This is a genomic window from Planococcus wigleyi (assembly GCF_014836985.1).
GTDB lineage: Bacteria > Bacillota > Bacilli > Bacillales_A > Planococcaceae > Planococcus > Planococcus notacanthi.
In genome coordinates this window covers 1-18,812 of sequence record NZ_JACSPU010000004.1, presented here as the reverse complement: position 1 = coordinate 18,812, position 18,812 = coordinate 1, and the positions used below count along the sequence as shown (strand labels likewise).

Genomic DNA, 18,812 nt, shown 5'->3' with positions numbered 1-18,812 from the left:
TTTCTGTTACACCACCTATCCCTCCTTTAGTTTCAGTTTACCGATGGATGAGTGAATTATTACTCTTTCTAATAATAATTATAGAAAATGGTGTTTTATTGTCAATTAAAAGCTTTCAAGATTACGGGTAGATTCAGACTTTTTACTGCGTGTGTCTATCATAGATATATTCCCGTATAGGAATCCTCGCACGCTTTGATGTCTTCAGGAGTACCTTGGGCAATAACGCTGCCGCCCGCAGCTCCGCCTTCCGGTCCGAGATCGATGACCCAATCGGCTTGTCGGATGATTTGCGTATTGTGCTCTACGATGATTACGGTATGCCCTTCATCCACCAGCTTATTGAGCAGAACCAGCAGTTTTTTGACATCGTTCGGGTGAAGTCCTGTTGAAGGTTCATCTAAAATATAAAGCGTTTCCCCTTTTGCATGTCTGTTCAGTTCTTTCGCGAGCTTCAGGCGCTGGCCTTCTCCACCAGATAAAGTCGTCAAAGTCTGCCCCCACTTCAAATAACCCAGACCCACTTCGCTAAGGAGTTCTATAGTAGAAACAATTTTGTTTTGGCCTATAAAAAAATCGACGCTTTCCTCAATGCTGGCATTGAGAATGTCTGAAATGGATTGCCCTTTGTATGTCACAGCCAATACTTTCTCCTTGAAACGCTTGCCCGAACAAACCGGACAGACTACTTCCAAATCCGGCAGGAAATACATCGGCGTGAATACAAAACCCATTCCCTGACAATGTTCGCAGCGTCCTCCTTCTGTGTTGAAGGAAAAATGTTTGGCGGTCAAGCCGCCTTCCTTAGCTTGAGGCAGTTTTGCGAACAGGTTTCGGAACAGTGTATAGACCTCTGTATAGGTCGCCACATTGGAACGTTGCATACGCGTCAAACTGGATTGATCAACTGTCACCATCCGTTTAATCCCTTCTTTGCCCGTGATCTTGTCATATCCATCTTTCACATGGCCTTCTTCTCCACTGGCTGCCAATATGTCAAAAAGCAAAGATGATTTCCCGGAACCCGACACTCCTGTCACCGCATTAAAACAGCCCATCGGAATAGACACCGTTATATTCTTCAAATTATTCTTGTGAGCGTTGTGAATGGTAATACTCTGGCCATTTCCTTTTCTGCGCATAGTTATCTGCGCCTTTTCTTCCTTCAGATAAGCACCCGTCACCGATTTTTCTTGTTTCATCAAAACTGGCAGCGTACCTTCTCCAACAATCTCACCGCCGTTTATTCCCGCGCCAGGACCCAAATCGATGATCCAATCCGCCTGTTTCATGACATCGATGTCGTGTTCTATGACCAGTACCGAGTTCCCCAATTCTCGCAATTTTTTTAAGACGTCGACCAGCCCTTGTGTATCCTTAGGATGCAACCCCGCAGTCGGCTCGTCCAATATATACAAAACGCCTGTTAAACTGGAACCCAAAATAGTAGCCAGTCTCAGCCGTTGTGCTTCTCCGCCGGATAAGGTGGCTGACTGCCTTTCCATCGACAGATAACCAATCCCTACGTGAATAATGCGCTTAATTTTTTCTGACAATTCAAAGACAAGTGAAACTGCAACAGATTCGTCATTCCGCTTAAAATCTCCAGAAATTTCCTCGACCCATTCGAGTATCAATTCCAATGAAGTGTGAGAAACGTCAGAAATCGTTTTTCCACCTACCGTGACTTCACGGCTCTGCTTTTTCAGTTTGGTGCCTTGGCATTCCGGACAAAGCTGCTGAAAGAAAAAGTCCGCCTCTCCCGAGTTACCGCCTTTCTCCCGATACCTTCGCCACATCCCAGTCAAGACGCCTTCAAACTTTCCTTTGGCGACCGTTTTAGGAGGCTGCACTTTCGGATAATTCTTGGTGAACCTTTCATCCTCTACTCCGTAATACAGCAGATCCTTCTGAACGGTCGTCCATTCCTTTATCGGCAAGTCTTTGTCGAGCGTGAATCCATAATGCTTAGCTGCTGCCATTGCTGAATTCCCGTAATAATCAGTGATTGCAGAATTCCAAATGACTACGGCACCTTCGTTCAGGCTTTTCTCGTCATCAATCACCTGTTCCGTTCGAATCCCTAACTTTTTCCCAAGTCCCGAACAGGCTTCACAAGCCCCTTCAATTGTATTAAAAGAAAAATGGGCTTTTTTCAGGTTTGCCATTTCGTAGCCGCACGCTGAGCAGAACATCGTCTCGCTTTCCTCGTCCAAGTCTTTGGGTTTTCTAATTTTTTCATGGCAATTCGGGCATTCACGAACGCCCAATTTTTCATAGATGATCCGCAGGTACGTATACATATCTGTCACCGTGCCGACCGTTGACCGCGGATTTCGGTTGGTGGATTGCTGCTGTCCGATGCCGATGGATGGAGACAGGCCGCTGATTGATTCCATTTTGGGTTTATTGATGAAATTGGTGGTCATGCCATTCAGTTCCATGTATTGCCGTTGGCTTTCCCGTTGTATGATGTCCAATACCAATGTCGATTTCCCGGAACCCGAAGGCCCTGTAATCACTACAAATTGCTGTTTGGGAATCGCTAAGGATACATTCTTCAAATTATTCTCAGAAGCCCCTTTAATATGAATATAATCCGTCACGTCCAACGCCTTCTTTCTGTTAGTAGCGATAACTTGCTGCAGCAAGCATCATTATTGAATACAGCGGCTTTCAATCGTTAAAAACAGCCCCTTATAGTAAGAAGTCACTTTGTCGACTTTCAAACCGGAATTGGCCACCAACCAAAGCGTATCGCGGTCCAAATGGCAGCCGTCACAGAGCTTTTTCCATAATGGAGTCAAGGCTACCTGAGTTTTCCCAAAGATTTTCTGATCCATTATAACGTGCTCAAACATTAGAATTTTCGCCCCTGGCTTGCTGACCCTCTGAATTTCTCGCAGCGCCTGTTCAGGATTGGGAATGGTGCAAAACACCAAGGTGGCCACTACCGTATCGAAACTATTATCCGCGAAGGGAAGATTTTCAGCGGTTGTCTGGTATGTAGCAATCGGGATTTGGGCTTTTTTGATTCGCTTGATGGCCTGTCTGCTCATTGCGGGATTCGGCTCGATGGCGTCAACCCGTTCAACGTTCCGATAATAACGGAAGTTCACTCCTGTCCCAAATCCGATTTCCAATACCCGGCCTTCCGCTTTCCGTACTAAACCGCTACGGATCTTTTCAAAGCGCATCTTCTCCAGCGGCTGCATCGCTGTATCGTACAAATGTGGAAACAATCCGGCCACCGTTCATCAACTCCTCTTTCCAAATTCACTATTGTATATAGGATTCGACTCTTTCTTTGTTATTCCCTTGTATTGGCTAATTGATTGTTTATCCATAACTGCTGTTTGACTTAATAAAAAAATACAGCCACAATCAGGTGGCTGCATGTATAAACATCTATTATTTTTTTGTATTGTCGACAAAAGGACCATATTGGCGGCGCTGGTGTTGAACTGATAGCCATTTGAGCGTCGAGAATTCTTCCAAGACCCACTCGCCGTTAAAGCGGCCGAGCCCTGAATCTTTTTCTCCTCCGAACGGCATATGCGCTTCATCATTGACCGGCTGATCATTGACATGAATCATGCCCGTGTGAATCTGATGTGCAATATTTGTTCCGTGCTCGATATTCGCTGAATGCACAGCACCACTCAATCCAAATGGATAAGCATTTGCCATGTCAATCACTTCTTCATCACTGCTGAACGGAATTAAAATTGCAACAGGACCGAAGATTTCGTTTTCAGCCAGTGGCATGTCGTTAGTTACGCCAGTCAACACAGTCGGTTCGAGTACATTGTCTTTAGCGTTGCCGCCGAGACGCACTTCTGCTCCTTGTTCGACACTTGCGTCAATGTCTTTGAGAATGCGGTCGACTTGGTCACGGTTGATCAATGGACCAACTTGTGTATCCTGCTCTGCTGGGTTGCCGAATTTTAATTTACCGGCACGGGCAATAAACTCTTCAGCAAATTGTTCGTAAATGTCCTGATGAACGAAAATACGGTTAATGGCCATGCAAATCTGTCCCTGATGATAGAATTTGCCGAATAAAGCAGAATCGACCGCTTGGTCTACATCGGCATCTTCCAATACAATAAAGTTATTATTTCCACCAAGCTCAAGTGCTGTTTTTTTCAACGCGCCGCCAGCAAGTTCCCCGATACGTTTGCCGACAGGCGTCGATCCGGTAAAGGAAATCAAGCGAGGGGTCGGATGCTTAACGATATCATCACCGATTTCAGATCCCCGGCCGACTACCACGTTCAACAAACCTTTAGGCAATCCAGCCGCTTCAAAAATGCTGGCAAACAACAGCCCACCGGTTACAGGTGTATCAGTAGCCGGTTTGATGACCACCGCGTTGCCGATTGCGATGGCAGGTGCGATTGAACGAATCGCCAAGTGCAATGGGAAATTCCAAGGGCTGATGATGCCGATGACGCCCAGAGGATTTCGGTAGACCCTGTTTTCCTTGCCAGCATGCTGTGAAGGGAGAATCTTGCCTTCCATACGGAAAGGAAATGTTGCAGCTTCCTTTAAAATGTTAATGGATGCCCCGAACTCGACAGTCGCTTTGATGACTGTGCTGCCGGCTTCCTTGACCAGCCAATCGATGATCAGTTCTTTGTTTTCCAGCATGACTTCCAATGCCTTTTCAATGACTTCGCGTTTGGTTTGCGGCAATTCTTTAGCCCATGCTACCTGTGCTTCAGCAGCCGCCTTGTATGCAGCATCCAAATCGTTTTTGTCTGCTGCCTGAGTAGTTACCAGCTCTTCCCCTGTAAAAGGGTTCGTGTTTTTTATTTGGCTGTCGCTTGAGCCTTTTATCCATTCACCATTTATATAGATCTTCGAGAAATCGGTTTTCATTTGAATCGTCTCCATCCTTGTTTCGATTTACCCCGCTTTAACGGTCATTATGGAACAACTAACATCCAGCGGGGATAAAGAACCCCTTTGATTGAAGGTTCTCTTTAAGGCTGTTGTCTCGGGCGAATCAGAATCTCGTTCACATCAACATGCGCCGGCTGCTCTACAGCGTAAGCAATAGCGTTGGCGATGTCCTGCGCATTGAGCAATTCCATTTGGCCGCCTTCTTTAAAGGCATTCAACACATCATCGTCGGTGATCGTATTCGTCAATTCTGTGGCTACTGCACCCGGAGATACAATAGTCACACGGATTTCATGTGACGGGTCAATTTCCATACGCAACCCTTCCGATATGGCGCGCACTGCAAATTTGGTTCCACTATAAACTGCACTGCCTTTGGAAATTGTATGGCCGGCTACTGAAGAAACATTTAAAATATGGCCGAACTTCTGTTTTTCCATAATTGGCAGGACTGCAGCGATTCCGTAAAGGACGCCTTTGATGTTGACATCGACCATCCGATCCCATTCATCGACTTTCAACTTATTCATGAACGACAAGGGCATCAAACCGGCATTATTGACCAATATATCAATTTTTCCATATTTCTCAATTGCCCGATCAGCCAAGGCTTTCATTTCATCTGCAGAAGTTACATCCGTTACCTGATAATCTGCTTTTCCGCCAGCGGCTTCGATTTCTTCTTTCAGTTCTTTCAACCGCTCTTCACGTCTTGCAGCGAGTAAGATGGAATAGCCGCGAGCCGCTAATTCTTTAGCTGTTGCTTCTCCAATCCCACTGCTTGCTCCTGTAATAATTGCTGTTTTTTCTGTTGTCATATCCGTTCATCTCCGTTCTTTTACTTTAGACTTTTTTCCAAAAAACAGTCTACAATAAATGGGTCTTATCCTCTTTACCCACACCATGGATATTGTTAAACAAGCAGACGAAAAATTAACCATCTGCCTTAAGCTTGAATATGCTATAATTTCCCTAAAGATGGGGGTGTTTTTATGCGTAAAATTTCACCGGAGGAAAGGCGGGTCATGCGCCGATCCTATGCTGAAAAAATAATGGAAACTGTTCGGACAAAAGGATTCATTACATTGACGATTCAAGATCTGGCTCGTTTAATGGGAATCAGCAGAGCTTCCCTGTATAATTTTTTCGCATCAAAAGAAGACATCATCCTGGAAGTCACCGAAATCTATATTGAGTATTTGAAAAGAAGCAACGATTTCATCAGCAATCCCCGCTATCCCTATAGCCAGCGGTTGCCAAGTGTATTTGAACAAGCGGCTTTTTCTACTGTTTATGCTTCAGAAATTTACTTGAATGAATTAAAGATAACCTGCCCTTCTTTATATGAAAGAAAATTGGAATTATCAAATGAACGGATTTCCGCCCTCCATGCTTTTTATGAAAATGGGATGATTGATGGGGATTTCAATTTACTCAATCCGGCATTGATCGTGGCACAGGACGATGCCGCGCTAGGTAAAATACTGAACTCTTCGTTTTTGTCAGACGAAAACATGCCATTGGAAGACAGTATGTACGGCTATTACAAAATCATGAAACATCGTACTTTTGCGTCCGCCTCCTTAAAAGCCACTAAAGATCCCTACATCGATAAAGTGGTGGCCACTATCGTCGGACAGCTCACAAAAGACCATTCTGCAGAACTTCAAAAAAATAGTTAAATTGGACTTGCCCCTCTTTATTATGCCGCTTAAAAGCTTTGTCACAGATTTGTGACAAAGCTTTTTTCTTTCATTAACGGCCAAGCAATAAAGTTTGGATTTTTAATCTGCTGGGAATAGAATTGAAACAGTAAACACATTATTGTCATTGTCGAGTAATAAATGTTTTAAAATTCTGACAAATAGATTATAATTACGTTCAACTACTTAAAAAAGGAGATGGTGAAAATGAACTTGGACTCGATAAAAGGCTCAAGCATGATCGTTAAGATGGCGCGTGCGTTAGTGGAGGACGGTTGGTCATTTACTCCCAATGAATTTGATGTCATCGTAAAAGCAGAACATAAAGACACAGGAGAAGCCATCTCTTTTAATTCAATAGGCAACCTAAAAAGATGGATGTATGAAAAAGCGCTCAGCTATTGATATGAAATCCCAAAAACCCTCGCAGACCACAAAGGTCTGCGAGGGTTTTTGGGAGTCGCTTCATAGACAATCTGCTTTTTTACACACTTCTGCATTGATGCCCTGCATTTTTAGAAATTCAACGATTTCACGCGCTGTTTTCGGTTTGGGATTAGCATAAAATAAGGTTCCGCTCATTTTCATCAACCTCCAAGACTTATTCATAGTCTCAGTATACAGAACAAATATGAACAAACTATTACCAAATTGAAATTTGTTCAAAATTTCCTTCTTAAATAAACGCCAAAATGCTGCCTGAGCAATAAATTTCTTATAGTTAAGCAACAAATAGGCACTGATTCCCGCTAGTGCCTACCTATTCCGACTTCATAAAATCGTTTTTTTCATCTGAGCGGATCGCCGTTTCCAAACCTGAAACTGCCTAATTCAGCTTACTTCACTGAACAGATCCATAATCTCGTCTTCTGAAGTGGCGTTCAAAATCTTGTCGATGTTTTCTTCTTCTGAACAGACAATTGCAATGTTCGATAAAATTTCCAAATGCTCGTTGTTTTTTCCGGCGATGCCGATCAGGATTTTCGCGATGTTGCCACTTCCAAAATCGATCCCTTCCGGAACCGTGACTACGGATATGCCCGTTTCCAGCACATTCGCTTTCGCGTCTTCCGTACCATGCGGTATCGCCAGGCTATTGCCCATAAAAGTAGAAGCCATTCCTTCACGCTCCAGCATTTTGTCTACATAACCAGCATCCACATAGCCATTGTCCACCAGAATTCCTCCTGTGTAACGAATGCCTTCTTCCATAGTAGACAGTGGGACATTTAGTTTGATGTTTTCCCGTTTTAATACGGCTTTTGCCATTTCCATCACTCCCGTCAGAATTTTAACTTAGATGACTGGTTATTTTTTCAACCGCTGTGCCAGTTTGTCGTATTCTGGACTATTCATGAAATTTTCGACAGAAATATGCTCAGCCTGCGGCAATTTTTCTTTGGCGCGCGGTGTCAGATCTTTATGAGTGACGACAATATCCGCATCTTCCGGCAATTGGCTGATGGCGGTATTGGTGACTGGAATATCAATATTTTCTTTTTTGAATTTGTTCTTCAATAAAGATGCACCCATCGCGCTCGACCCCATGCCAGCGTCACAGGCAAAAACGACTCGCCGTACCTGATCGGCTCTTTTCATGCCCGGATCCGACGTTACCACAGCACCTTCCTGCAGGACATCACTGTTGGCATCCGCTGTCGGACCTTGCGCAGCCTGAGGGGCCAAATAGCCGGCTGCTGCACTTTTCTTGCCTTTCATCTCTTCCATTTTGCCTGTAGCAGCCGATAGATCTTCTTCCACGTCTTTAGTCGTTTTCAATATGACTGAAGCAATGGTGAACGACACAGCAGCTGCCACTATTACCCCGAGAACCACTGCCACGTAATTGCCTTGCGGCGTCAGCGCTAGCAGCGCGAAGATGCTGCCGGGTGACGGAGTAGCGACCAAGCCTGCATCCAGTAGAACGAATGTGAACACACCGCTCATCCCCCCACCGATGACCGCCAGCAGCAAAAGAGGCTTCATCAACACATAAGGGAAGTAGATTTCATGAATCCCACCGAGAAATTGGATGATGGCTGCTCCTGGTGCTGAACTCTTGGAAATTCCTTTTCCGAAAATCATGAAGGCAAGCAGGACGCCTAGACCTGGTCCAGGATTCGTCTCCAAAAGAAACAGAATGGATTTGCCGTTCGTTGCTGCCTGCTCTACACCCAATGGACTCAATAAACCGTGATTGATGGCATTGTTCAGGAATAGTATTTTCGCTGGTTCAATGATGATGCTCGCCAGTGGCAACAAGCCGTTGTTGACAATGACTTCCACCCCGGCAGCTAGGCTGTTTGTCAATGAATTAACAATTGGCCCGACTCCTTTCAATGATATCCCCGCTAGAATTGCGGCTAAAATACCGGCCGAGAAATTATTGTACAGCATCTCAAATCCTGCACGTATTTTATCCAAGAACAACCGGTCAACCAATTTCATGAGATATCCGGCTAACGGCCCCATGATCATGGCACCTAGAAACATCGGAATATCAGATCCGACGATGACACCCATGGTGGCTGTCGCTCCGACTACGCCCCCGCGGAAGTCATACACCAACCGTCCACCAGTAAAACCGATCAGCAAAGGCAGCAAGTATTTAATCATGGGATCAACCAAGGTCGCTAAATCTTCGTTAGGCAACCAACCATCAGGAATAAATAATGCCGTTATGAGCCCCCAAGCGATGAACGCGCCAATGTTCGGCATGATCATTCCACTTAAATGACTCCCGAAGCGTTGGATCCGTGCACGATTCTTACCTTCAGCCATATAAATCCCTCTCTTCTGAAATTAATCATTCCAAAAAAACGAAGCCATACATAGAGAAGTTAAAAGAAATTTCGTTTTTTCCAAACTGCTGATCTCGACTATCGTTACATCGGTTCTCACCTCTTTCTGGGAAAGGAAGAAAAGAATGCTGAAAACAATAGAACTTTACTTAGATGGTAGCATATTACCATGATTAGATGTTAGTTTTTTCTGAATAATCAATTTAATTAATTATCAAAGACTTTCCTATCACTAATAACGGAACGGCAGCCATGACAAGCGGATTGTCATGGCTGCCGTTCTGTTTTATAAATTTATGTCTTCTTTGCAGATGGAATTCAAATGATAGATAACCATTTCCTGCTGGCGTTCCCGGCTGGTTTGGTCCGGCCTGACCATCGCATCCAATACCATGCCATCCAGTAAATAGATCAATCTGTCAGTTTCGTACGGAACATTCAGGTCCTTCTTCAGCATGTTCAATAAGATCAAGTTGGACATAATGTTTTTAATGGCCTGCAATGCTCCGTCCTGCTGTTCATTATAAGCTGCTTGTTTATGGTGGGCACGAACTTTAAAAATCAACCTTACTTTCGCTTCTGTTTCCAGTTCACTATCCGTTGGCAAGAACGTCAATAGCACATTGATGATCTTTTCCAAAGGCGGCAGTTCTTCCTGAAATATTGAGGCAGCAGCATCTGTCAAGCGTTCATACACCAGCGCTTCCGCATAAAGCATAAGTTCCTCCTGCGTAGAAAAGTAGTACCGCATTGCACCTAACGACAAACCGGCCTCCTTTGCAATTTTTCTTACAGATGCACTTTCCCTTCCTTGCTCCAGCATGATTTTCCACGTGGCCTGTGCAATCAACTGCTTACGCTCGATCGGATCAATTAGTTTTGGCATATTTCAATACTATCAGAATAATAATAATTTTCAATCTTTTTAACACAACTGTATTACACTATTTTTTGGACCGCTATATAAACAGTACAACTGTATCATCAAAATAGTAACAACTTTCAGAATTTGTGGATAACCCTTTTTGGCTGTGCGCAACTGTGCACAGCTGACTGTGGATGAAGATAATCTACTTCCGCAGCATACGAATCATAAAGAACAGGATGCTCCCAAAAATGACTGCCAGAAAAACGGGCATGAAGAATGAACCCAGACCATCCGCTTCTCCCAGAGCCACACGAATATTTTGAAAGTTGATCCAGCTGAACAAGATGACAATTTCATTCTTCAGTACATTGATCATCAATCGCCCATTTTTATATTGGGCTTCGGCATTCTCTTCTGTCAGGTTCAAATAATTATAGGTATGCGGATATTTTTCAAGTACTGACATGCCGATCCATAATGCCGCTCCGATTAATGGAAGGAGAAATAATTCTTCTTTTCCTCCCCAACGGTCGACTTGTCCCGCCCCATCATAATGGCCGGGCACTTGGTCAGGCAATGCACCATACTGAACAAATAAATACACCAACATCGTTAAAAATACCAGCACTGAAACAGCATTTAAAAAGCTCCCGAAACCTGTACCCGGAATATCGATTTTCGGTTGTTCCTTCAAAAAAGTCCCCTCCCCTCTCCATCTTTTTTTTTAAAAAAACTCCCAAAGTCAGATATAGCAAGCTGTTCAGCACTGCACCTCAAAAATCCGTTTGTTTCTCCTTCCAAAAAACCAATTGAAAAAACTGAGCGATGTACAGCTAGTCACCTGTATTTTTTGCATCCAGACTAGCAGTGACTGCCTAAAAAGTAGTTTTACAAACTAAAGTCTGGCACCCTTCTTCTTCGCTTCCTTCACTTAACAGATCAGCAAAATAATCTCGCGGGTTTTCTTTAAACACTCTGATTGCAGAAAAAGTCCTTCAGCTTTTCAGACTTTTGCCTAATCCAGTAAAACTCTTTTGTCCAGTTTGTTCTATGTATAATTTCAGGAGATATTGGAACCTTGTCGATTCAATGCCTGTCAGTATCATTAAAGAATTCCCACCGATTTTTTATCAGCATCCCCCATTTTCCAGACATCCCCTTGTAAGTAAATTAATTTACATTTTTTGAACTTACACCCTCTAATTCCATCTAATATATATTATACTATAAGGAAAGCATTGATTTTTCAATCAGCTTGAGGAGGTGCCATTATGTTCAAGAAATTTTTCAGCAATTTTTCAAAAACCAGACCCGTCGCTGTTACTGAAGCTTCAAGGCCAACAATAGATACAGAGAAAATCTACCTCTTTGACTCTAACCAGCAGGAACTTGACCGGATTATTCAGCTACCGGCATTGCCTGGTAAAGCGCCTGGCTATGTCTATTTTGTTCAGGAATATATGACCGGCTCCTTCAAAATCGGCAAAACCAAACACATCGACAGACGGATGAATGTCTTCAACGTCAAATTGCCTTTTGAAAACAAATTGATTTTCCTTATTAAGACGGCTGATCACCATCAGACCGAAAGTGCCTTTCACCAACACTTTTCCGCTAAACGCCTGGAAGGTGAGTGGTTCAATTTAACTAGAGAAGACCTGGGATGGATCAAACGAGGCATTTACACTGAAAAAATCCACAAAACCATTAATTCTCCTGCAGAAGTGATCAAACAACTTTCCGCCAATAAAGCCAAAACAGATGAAAAGCCGTTGACTCAAAAACAAGTGGAATACGCAAAAAACCTGGTACTCAAATTAGAGCCGGACTTTGAGCTCAATGCAGAATATGTAAACTGGACGCAAAAAGACTTGAACCGCTTAAGCGGTTATTTCCGTTTTAAAAACATCGGTGCTTTAAATAATCTTGTGGAAAGCGGTGTGCTCAAATCGAAATGATTTTCCGGGGTGATTTGGGGCTTCGGCGTTATGCCCAAGTTCTATGAGGTGCTATTGACCATTCCTGGTGAATTCTTCTCCGTTAAAGTCTGACACTGAAGTGGAACATACCAGCCAATTGACCAACCGGTCGATCACAACACTTTAACAATAGTTAAAAGCTTAGCCTTGGAACAAGCTGCCTTCCCATCACCGGAAAGACAGCTTGTTTCTTTCTGCCATCATCCAGAAATCAGCTGTGACTTTATCTGCTGAACAGCACCATATATACCAGCAGTTCTTGTGTTTCTAAAAATTGCTCAATCTCCGAAACAGCTGTTTCCAGCGCCTGTTCTTTCGGGTAACCATAGATTCCTGAAGAAATAAGCGGAAATGCGATCGACTTGCAATCTAAAGATATTGCCAGCGCCAATGAATTCCGGTAGCAAGAACGCAATAATTTCTCTTCTTCATGCGCACCGCCCTGCCACACTGGTCCCACAGTATGAATAATGTATTTTGCTTGCAAGCGGAAGCCTTCTGTGAAAACTGCTTTCCCTGTCGGACAATACCCAATTTCATCACAGGCCTGTTGTAACTGTTCCGCACCTGCTGCCCGGAAAATCGCTCCACAGACACCACCTCCCATTTGAAGCGCTGAATTGGCCGCATTAACAATAGCATCCGTTTCCATTTTGGTAATGTCGTTTTGGACTATTTCTAATGGCATGTTCATGATCCCCTTTCTGTCCTGTCTATTTTGGATTGAAACACTTCTGCCTTGGTAATCCGACTAAGAACGCCCGTTATAAGTACTTCTTCACCTGATGCCTTTCATTCCCCTTTAACGAACCGATCACTTTTCTTTACCATAAACCTTGCCCCAAAAGATGTAAAGCCTCTCTTTCCGATATTATCCCTGTTGATTCTAGCTGACGGCTGTAGAGGAAGGCGCCTCTTTTCGTTATACTGATAATAGAGATTAATGACTACGGCTTTGAAGATTAAAGACCGTCAAAGGAGCGCCTCCATGAACGAAATGACACCAAAGAACCCATTCAAGAAATCTTTTTTCGATTTGAAGGAGCTGGTCGACAGCATCCACGAAAACCTGCTGTGTCCAGTCACTATTGAAGATACGAATCATCGCCTCCATGCTTACAGTTCCCATGAAGACGACACCGATGCTGCTCGGATCGGCACCATCATTTCGCAGCGCGTACCTGAAAAGGTGATTAATCGGTTATGGAAAGAAGGAATTATTCCAAAATTGATGCAGTCGGACGCTGCGCTGCGCATCCCCCATATCGAAGACATTGGGCTGCGTGACCGGGTAGCGATTGCCATTCGGAAAAACAATGAAATTTTAGGCTATATTTGGGTCGTCGAAGGACCTCGAAAACTCATGAATGAGCAATTGGACCTCTTGAAAGACGCAGCAAGTGCTGCGACTCCTTTGATGGCGAAGCTGTACCAGAACCGAAAACGAAAAGAAGAAAATTACCAAGACTTTTTTTGGCAGCTTCTTACTGGCCAATACAAATCCTTAAAAGAAATTCATGATAAATTCTATGACCTGAATCTGCGGATGCCGGACAGTTTTACAGTTTTAACTTTCCGATTCCAGCAGGACATCACCCGAAAAATGGAAGAACAACTTTCCTATTTGATCACCACCAGCCAGAAAATCATCAATCACTTTTTAGTGGTCATGGATGAGGAATTGATTTTGATCGCTTCCCCGCATCCATCACAGCCAGCAGACGAAGCCTTTGATGATTTTATATCCTTCTTCATTTCTGAAATGGCCAACCGTTTTTCCATTTTGGATGTTGAAGGCGCTTACGGAACAAGCTATGGCGATATTGATAAAGCAGAAACGAGTTACCAGGAAGCATCGAAAGTTTTGGAAATGAAGAAACGCTTTCCTGAGGAGCTCGAAAACGTCTTCCATTTCCGGCGCCTTGGCGTTTTCAGGTATATGGATGTGCTTCATAAAGACCAACGCGCTAAGCGATATGAGCATCCTGCCATCGCTAAACTTGAGACTTATGACAGACTTCATAATTCCAACCTGTTGAAGACATTGGAAGTTTTTATCCAACAAGACAGCAATATGAACGATGCAGCCAAAAAACTGTTTGTCCATACTAATACGCTTCACTACCGCATCAAACGCATCTCGGAAATAGGCAGTATCCGTCTAAGCGATGTCAATGAAAAACTGGGCATTTACCTTGATCTGAAAGCACGGAAATTTGATGAAAAATAGTCTTTTGTGAGATTTCACAAAAGAGTCGGACTTATTTCTTTATTTCATACAATGAACAACAACAGCGTTACCGCTATACTTATGGATATCTACACCATTCGTTTTATAGGGGGAAGAATAATGATTATTGGAATTCCGAAAGAAATCAAAAACAACGAGAACCGAGTGGCCATCACTCCTGCTGGAGTCGACGCTTTTGTAAGAGCTGGACATCAAGTCATCATCGAAACGGGTGCTGGATTGGGAAGCAGCTTTACAGATGAAGATTACATCGCGACAGGAGCGAAAATGGTTGGCTCAGCCCAGGAAGCCTGGTCTGCTGAAATGGTCATGAAAGTAAAAGAACCCGTTGCTTCTGAATACAAATACTTCCGTGAAGACCTGTTATTGTTCACTTACCTTCACCTTGCTGCTGAACCTGAATTGACAAAGGCATTGGTAGACAATAAAGTAACTGCGGTCGCTTATGAAACGGTTTCGGTTAACCGTACTCTTCCATTATTGACGCCTATGAGTGAAGTGGCTGGCCGGATGGCTGCCCAAGTCGGCGCTCAATTCCTTGAAAAAGTATACGGCGGCAAAGGAATCTTATTGTCTGGTGTACCAGGTGTGCAACGCGGCAAAGTGACAATCATCGGCGGTGGAGTTGCAGGGACGAATGCTGCGAAAATGGCAATCGGCCTTGGCGCACAAGTAACGGTCATTGACTTGAGCCCGGAACGCCTTCGCCAATTGGATGATATTTTTGGAACTGATGTGACGACATTGATTTCCAATCCATTCAATATCGCAGAAGCGGTGAAAGAATCTGATCTGGTTATCGGAGCAGTCCTCATTCCGGGATCGAAAGCACCGAAATTGGTGACAGAAGAAATGGTTCAATCCATGAACCCTGGCTCTGTTGTCGTAGATATCGCCATCGATCAAGGCGGAATCTTCGAAACAACAGACCGCATCAGCACACATGATGATCCGACGTATGTAAAACACGATGTAGTCCATTACGCGGTAGCTAATATGCCTGGCGCAGTTCCACGCACGTCGACAATCGCTTTGACGAATGTCACAGTTGGTTATGCACTGCAAATGGCCAATAAAGGCGTACAGAAAGCGATCGCAGAAAACCCGGCATTGAAGCTTGGCGTCAACACAGCAAACGGCAGCGTCACTTATGAAGCAGTAGCTAAAGACCTTGGCTTTGATTTTGTTTCAGTTGATGAAGCCTTAGCGAAACCTGCTTCATTGGTATAAGACATACACCACAAACAGCCCTCCCCTGTAATTTTTCAGGGAGGGCTTTTTTGTGCAATAAACTAAAGAGCTGCATCTGTCTTCCTCTGCATTTACTTTCTGTTACTCTATATGTAAGAAAGGTGATGAAAATGAAACTGAAATTCTATGCAAATGAAGAAAGCTTTATAGCCGGCATGACACAAAAAGACGCTGCCGAGCCTGAAAACAATAACATGGCGCTGCATGCCTGTGAAAATCCACAAATGGTTTTGGCCAATCGTGAAAAACTGGCACACCACCTGAACACTCCGCTCGCCCATTTCATATGCGCCAATCAAACGCATAGCGCCAATTTTCGGCGCGTCTCTAAAGCAGACAGCGGTCGCGGAGCAATTGATGCAAAAGACGCCTTTGCGGACACCGATGCGCTATATACCTATGATTCCGGCCTTGTATTATGCAGTTTTGCAGCTGATTGTGTACCTGTCATTATCCGCGACCGGAAAACCGGCTTGGTCGGCGTCATCCATTCCGGCTGGCAAGGTACCATCAAAGAGATCACATTGAAGTTGCTTCAGCAACTGATCGAGGTCGAGAAATCCGACCCGGATGACCTTGAAATTCAAATTGGGTCCGCCATCAGCCAACAAAAATTTGAAGTGGATCAAGACGTCTATTTCAAATTCGATGCCCTCGGCTATGCTTCTGAATTCATGTTTTATAATAATGCATCAAGCAAATACCATATCGACAATCAAGCCGTTGTAAAAAGACAATGCGAGCTTGCCGGTATACCTTCCGAACAGATTGATATCGATAGAACATGTACCTTTTCAAGCCCTGATGGCTTCTCATACCGTGAAAATAGGAATAGCGGCAGACATTTGATATTTGCAATGAAAAAATGACATTAGGCTACGCACAAGAAATTTCTGGACAAACAATCAAATAAGAACCTGAACCCTTTATATATATATGTCATTTTATGTTGCCAGGGTGCAAATCCTCTTCATATCGGTGATTTACAAACTATGATATAGACAAAAAATCCGTTTTCAGAAGACCTTAAAGGTTTTCGAAAACGGATCTTTTGCTTATTGGTGCTTTATAAGCGAAACTACAGCATTTTTAAATCATGACTTTTATATCATTTTTCTTCTATCGAAATAACAACAATAGAACTAATTCTTTTAGTTATTTCCCTCTTGAAGATTAAGTCCTTTTGAAGCAGATTTTTGTGTTTTCTCCGCTTTCGGATGTCCTTCAATTCGTTTGATATCCCAACGGATCAATAACGAAATCAAGAAAGCAATGGAAACCAAAACGATGAAAATGTAGAAAACCGGTTCATAGCTGCCTGTACGTTCTCTGACTTGCGAAACGATAGCAGGTCCGATAATGCCGCCCATCGACCAAGTTGTCAATAAATAACCGTGGATTGCACCCAATTGTTTGGTTCCAAAAAGATCTCCGACAAATGCTGGCAAGTTGGAGAATCCTCCGCCGTAACAGCTGACAACTACCAAAATCAACGCTTGGAATACCAATACATGTGTGATGTTTGGAAGCATCGTGAATGCCACTATTTGAAGAGCGAAGAAAATGGTGAAGACTGTTGGCCGTCCGATGTAATCGGAAATTGCCGCCCACCCGAGTCGGCCGCCGCCATTAAAGATTCCCATGATACCGACTAACGTAGCAGCGCCTGCTGCAGAAAGTCCGATTAATTCCTGTGACATCGGTGATGCCACCGAGATGATCATGATGCCCGCACTGACATTGATCAGCATCATCGACCAGACCATCCAGAAGCGGCGAGTCTTGACTGCTTCTTTAGCAGTCAATTGCGCCAAATCCTTTTTCATTACTTTTTTGCCCGAATCAATTGCTTGCTGCATACCAGCTGGCATCCAGTTTACAGGCGGCGGTGCGATGTATGAAGCACCCAAGATGATCAAGATAAAATAGCTGATGCCTAACATGTAGAAGGTAGTGCTGACGCCAAATGACTCCATCAGGTTGGCTGCAACAGGTGCTGTAATCAAAGCTCCTGCGCCGAAGCCCATAACAGCCATTCCTGTAGCCAATCCTCTGCGGTCCGGAAACCATTTAACAAGAGTGGAAATAGGTGCAATATAGCCTACCCCTAATCCAAGTCCACTTAACAAACCGTATGTAAGAAGGAATAAAACCAGTGAATCAATTTGAACAGCAAAGCCTGCTCCAGCTTGTCCGATACCGAATAGGAAAGCTGCTAAAATTGCTGATCTCCGTGGACCGTTCTTCTCAACAAATCCTCCGAAGAATGCAGCGGAGATTCCTCCAAGTGCCATCATAATGGTGAAAGCATACGTAATTTCTTTAGGTGCCCAGCCCATTTCAGCGCTGATCGGTGTTGTGTAGACGCTATAGGCATAAGCCGCTCCAATGGATAATTGAATCGCTATGGCTGCTAAAGCAATCAGCCATCTGTTTTTTGTTTTGCCCATTAAAAATCCTCCTTTAAACCATTTTTATCTGCTTCAACGTTTTAGAAGCGATTCTAAAGAGAATATATGCTATTGCAAAATAATACAAGGGTATTTTTGAAAATATTTATTTCCATTTGCAGCTGAAATGTCGTGAATCCTTGCGGCTGTAAGAAGAAATGTCTATTAATATTTTTTAAAAAATTTGAAATAATCTAGAAAACTCTATTTTTGTTGTTTTTATACACGTGATATGTTGGTCAATATTACTTTTTTAGAATATTCTCTTCTTTAACTATTGAATATTCTGCTTTAAGCATGATTTCTGCAATCACAGACATTTTAAACAGTTTTTTTATTCAAATAAGTTAAAGTAAATAAATAACACAGAATAGTCACAGATACCCCGAGTTACGGTCTTGACCTGCTAAAGACTTACAAAAATTCTGAAAATGTAAACGCTTTACTGACTATTACAATAAATCGGTTTTGCGGCAGGACTGGGAACTTGAATCAGATTAAAGGAGCGATTTTAATGACAGCAACAAAAGGTTTAGAAGGTGTAGTAGCAACCCAATCCGCGATCAGCTCGATCATTGATGACACACTTACATATGTCGGC

At 43.4% G+C, this 18,812-nt stretch carries 16 protein-coding genes; 6 read left to right on the top strand and 10 right to left on the bottom strand.

The window, feature by feature from the left end; genetic code table 11:
- Window positions 1–158: 158 nt before the first annotated feature.
- The 4 genes from uvrA to H9630_RS11435 all read right to left on the bottom strand — a co-directional run bounded on the left by uvrA (window position 159) and on the right by H9630_RS11435 (window position 5,726).
- The gene (gene uvrA, locus H9630_RS11450; RefSeq protein ID WP_191715626.1) at window positions 159–2,606 is read right to left on the bottom strand and encodes an excinuclease ABC subunit UvrA; all 2,448 of its coding nucleotides are present in this window, start codon (window positions 2,604–2,606) and stop codon (window positions 159–161) included.
- Between the two features lie 51 nt (window positions 2,607–2,657).
- Complete coding sequence (locus H9630_RS11445) at window positions 2,658–3,251, bottom strand: class I SAM-dependent methyltransferase (RefSeq protein ID WP_191715625.1); 594 nt, start codon at window positions 3,249–3,251, stop codon at window positions 2,658–2,660.
- Window positions 3,252–3,411: 160 nt separating this feature from the next.
- A complete protein-coding gene (locus H9630_RS11440) occupies window positions 3,412–4,884 on the bottom strand; it encodes an aldehyde dehydrogenase family protein (protein WP_191715624.1) in 1,473 nt (490 codons plus the stop codon).
- 104 nt (window positions 4,885–4,988) lie between these two features.
- Window positions 4,989–5,726, bottom strand: a complete 738-nt coding sequence (locus H9630_RS11435; protein ID WP_191715623.1) for an SDR family oxidoreductase — start codon at window positions 5,724–5,726, stop codon at window positions 4,989–4,991.
- 174 nt (window positions 5,727–5,900) lie between these two features.
- Here H9630_RS11435 and H9630_RS11430 point away from each other — a divergent pair, with 174 nt between their 5' ends.
- Together H9630_RS11430 and H9630_RS11425 are read left to right on the top strand one after the other, a co-directional pair.
- A complete protein-coding gene (locus H9630_RS11430; protein WP_191715622.1) occupies window positions 5,901–6,590 on the top strand; it encodes a TetR/AcrR family transcriptional regulator in 690 nt (229 codons plus the stop codon).
- A gap of 228 nt (window positions 6,591–6,818) precedes the next feature.
- Complete coding sequence (locus tag H9630_RS11425; protein WP_191716078.1) at window positions 6,819–7,016, top strand: hypothetical protein; 198 nt, start codon at window positions 6,819–6,821, stop codon at window positions 7,014–7,016.
- A gap of 426 nt (window positions 7,017–7,442) precedes the next feature.
- On the opposite strand, the gene H9630_RS11420 is transcribed toward H9630_RS11425, so the two are convergent.
- The 4 genes from H9630_RS11420 to H9630_RS11405 form a co-directional block, all read right to left on the bottom strand.
- Window positions 7,443–7,880, bottom strand: coding sequence for a PTS sugar transporter subunit IIA (locus H9630_RS11420; RefSeq protein WP_191715621.1), 438 nt, complete (start codon window positions 7,878–7,880; stop codon window positions 7,443–7,445).
- A 39-nt stretch (window positions 7,881–7,919) separates the two neighbouring features.
- Complete coding sequence (locus H9630_RS11415) at window positions 7,920–9,392, bottom strand: PTS mannitol transporter subunit IICB (RefSeq protein ID WP_191715620.1); 1,473 nt, start codon at window positions 9,390–9,392, stop codon at window positions 7,920–7,922.
- A 306-nt stretch (window positions 9,393–9,698) separates the two neighbouring features.
- Window positions 9,699–10,298 (bottom strand): TetR/AcrR family transcriptional regulator, encoded by a 600-nt coding sequence (locus H9630_RS11410; protein ID WP_191715619.1) that lies wholly within the window; start codon window positions 10,296–10,298, stop codon window positions 9,699–9,701.
- A gap of 184 nt (window positions 10,299–10,482) precedes the next feature.
- Window positions 10,483–10,974, bottom strand: coding sequence for a DUF1648 domain-containing protein (locus tag H9630_RS11405; RefSeq protein WP_191715618.1), 492 nt, complete (start codon window positions 10,972–10,974; stop codon window positions 10,483–10,485).
- Between the two features lie 577 nt (window positions 10,975–11,551).
- Here H9630_RS11405 and H9630_RS11400 point away from each other — a divergent pair.
- Entirely contained in the window at window positions 11,552–12,238 is a 687-nt protein-coding gene (locus H9630_RS11400) for a GIY-YIG nuclease family protein (protein WP_191715617.1), read from the top strand.
- 244 nt (window positions 12,239–12,482) lie between these two features.
- Here the strand turns inward: H9630_RS11400 and H9630_RS11395 are convergent, their stop codons facing one another.
- Window positions 12,483–12,947, bottom strand: coding sequence for a macro domain-containing protein (locus H9630_RS11395; protein ID WP_191715616.1), 465 nt, complete (start codon window positions 12,945–12,947; stop codon window positions 12,483–12,485).
- Between the two features lie 300 nt (window positions 12,948–13,247).
- On the opposite strand from H9630_RS11395, the gene H9630_RS11390 reads away from it, so the two are divergent.
- The 3 genes from H9630_RS11390 (at window position 13,248) to pgeF (ending at window position 16,630) form a co-directional block, all read left to right on the top strand.
- Entirely contained in the window at window positions 13,248–14,489 is a 1,242-nt protein-coding gene (locus H9630_RS11390) for a PucR family transcriptional regulator (RefSeq protein ID WP_191715615.1), read from the top strand.
- Between the two features lie 120 nt (window positions 14,490–14,609).
- The gene (gene ald, locus H9630_RS11385; RefSeq protein WP_191715614.1) at window positions 14,610–15,740 is read left to right on the top strand and encodes an alanine dehydrogenase; all 1,131 of its coding nucleotides are present in this window, start codon (window positions 14,610–14,612) and stop codon (window positions 15,738–15,740) included.
- 131 nt (window positions 15,741–15,871) lie between these two features.
- Window positions 15,872–16,630, top strand: a complete 759-nt coding sequence (pgeF, locus tag H9630_RS11380) for a peptidoglycan editing factor PgeF (RefSeq protein WP_191715613.1) — start codon at window positions 15,872–15,874, stop codon at window positions 16,628–16,630.
- 282 nt (window positions 16,631–16,912) lie between these two features.
- On the opposite strand, the gene H9630_RS11375 is transcribed toward pgeF, so the two are convergent.
- Entirely contained in the window at window positions 16,913–18,211 is a 1,299-nt protein-coding gene (locus H9630_RS11375) for an L-lactate MFS transporter (RefSeq protein WP_191715612.1), read from the bottom strand.
- Window positions 18,212–18,812: the final 601 nt, after the last annotated feature.

What these genes read in the sequence shown, in the direction of transcription:
- H9630_RS11440 (WP_191715624.1), bottom strand. Translation starts at nt 4,884, where the DNA reads ATGAAAACCGATTTCTCGAAGATCTATATAAATGGTGAATGGATAAAA.
- H9630_RS11435 (WP_191715623.1), bottom strand. Translation starts at nt 5,726, where the DNA reads ATGACAACAGAAAAAACAGCAATTATTACAGGAGCAAGCAGTGGGATT.
- H9630_RS11430 (WP_191715622.1), top strand. Translation starts at nt 5,901, where the DNA reads ATGCGTAAAATTTCACCGGAGGAAAGGCGGGTCATGCGCCGATCCTAT.
- H9630_RS11425 (WP_191716078.1), top strand. Translation starts at nt 6,819, where the DNA reads ATGAACTTGGACTCGATAAAAGGCTCAAGCATGATCGTTAAGATGGCG.
- H9630_RS11420 (WP_191715621.1), bottom strand. Translation starts at nt 7,880, where the DNA reads ATGGCAAAAGCCGTATTAAAACGGGAAAACATCAAACTAAATGTCCCA.
- H9630_RS11415 (WP_191715620.1), bottom strand. Translation starts at nt 9,392, where the DNA reads ATGGCTGAAGGTAAGAATCGTGCACGGATCCAACGCTTCGGGAGTCAT.
- H9630_RS11410 (WP_191715619.1), bottom strand. Translation starts at nt 10,298, where the DNA reads ATGCCAAAACTAATTGATCCGATCGAGCGTAAGCAGTTGATTGCACAG.
- H9630_RS11400 (WP_191715617.1), top strand. Translation starts at nt 11,552, where the DNA reads ATGTTCAAGAAATTTTTCAGCAATTTTTCAAAAACCAGACCCGTCGCT.
- H9630_RS11395 (WP_191715616.1), bottom strand. Translation starts at nt 12,947, where the DNA reads ATGCCATTAGAAATAGTCCAAAACGACATTACCAAAATGGAAACGGAT.
- H9630_RS11390 (WP_191715615.1), top strand. Translation starts at nt 13,248, where the DNA reads ATGAACGAAATGACACCAAAGAACCCATTCAAGAAATCTTTTTTCGAT.
- ald (WP_191715614.1), top strand. Translation starts at nt 14,610, where the DNA reads ATGATTATTGGAATTCCGAAAGAAATCAAAAACAACGAGAACCGAGTG.
- pgeF (WP_191715613.1), top strand. Translation starts at nt 15,872, where the DNA reads ATGAAACTGAAATTCTATGCAAATGAAGAAAGCTTTATAGCCGGCATG.
- H9630_RS11375 (WP_191715612.1), bottom strand. Translation starts at nt 18,211, where the DNA reads ATGGGCAAAACAAAAAACAGATGGCTGATTGCTTTAGCAGCCATAGCG.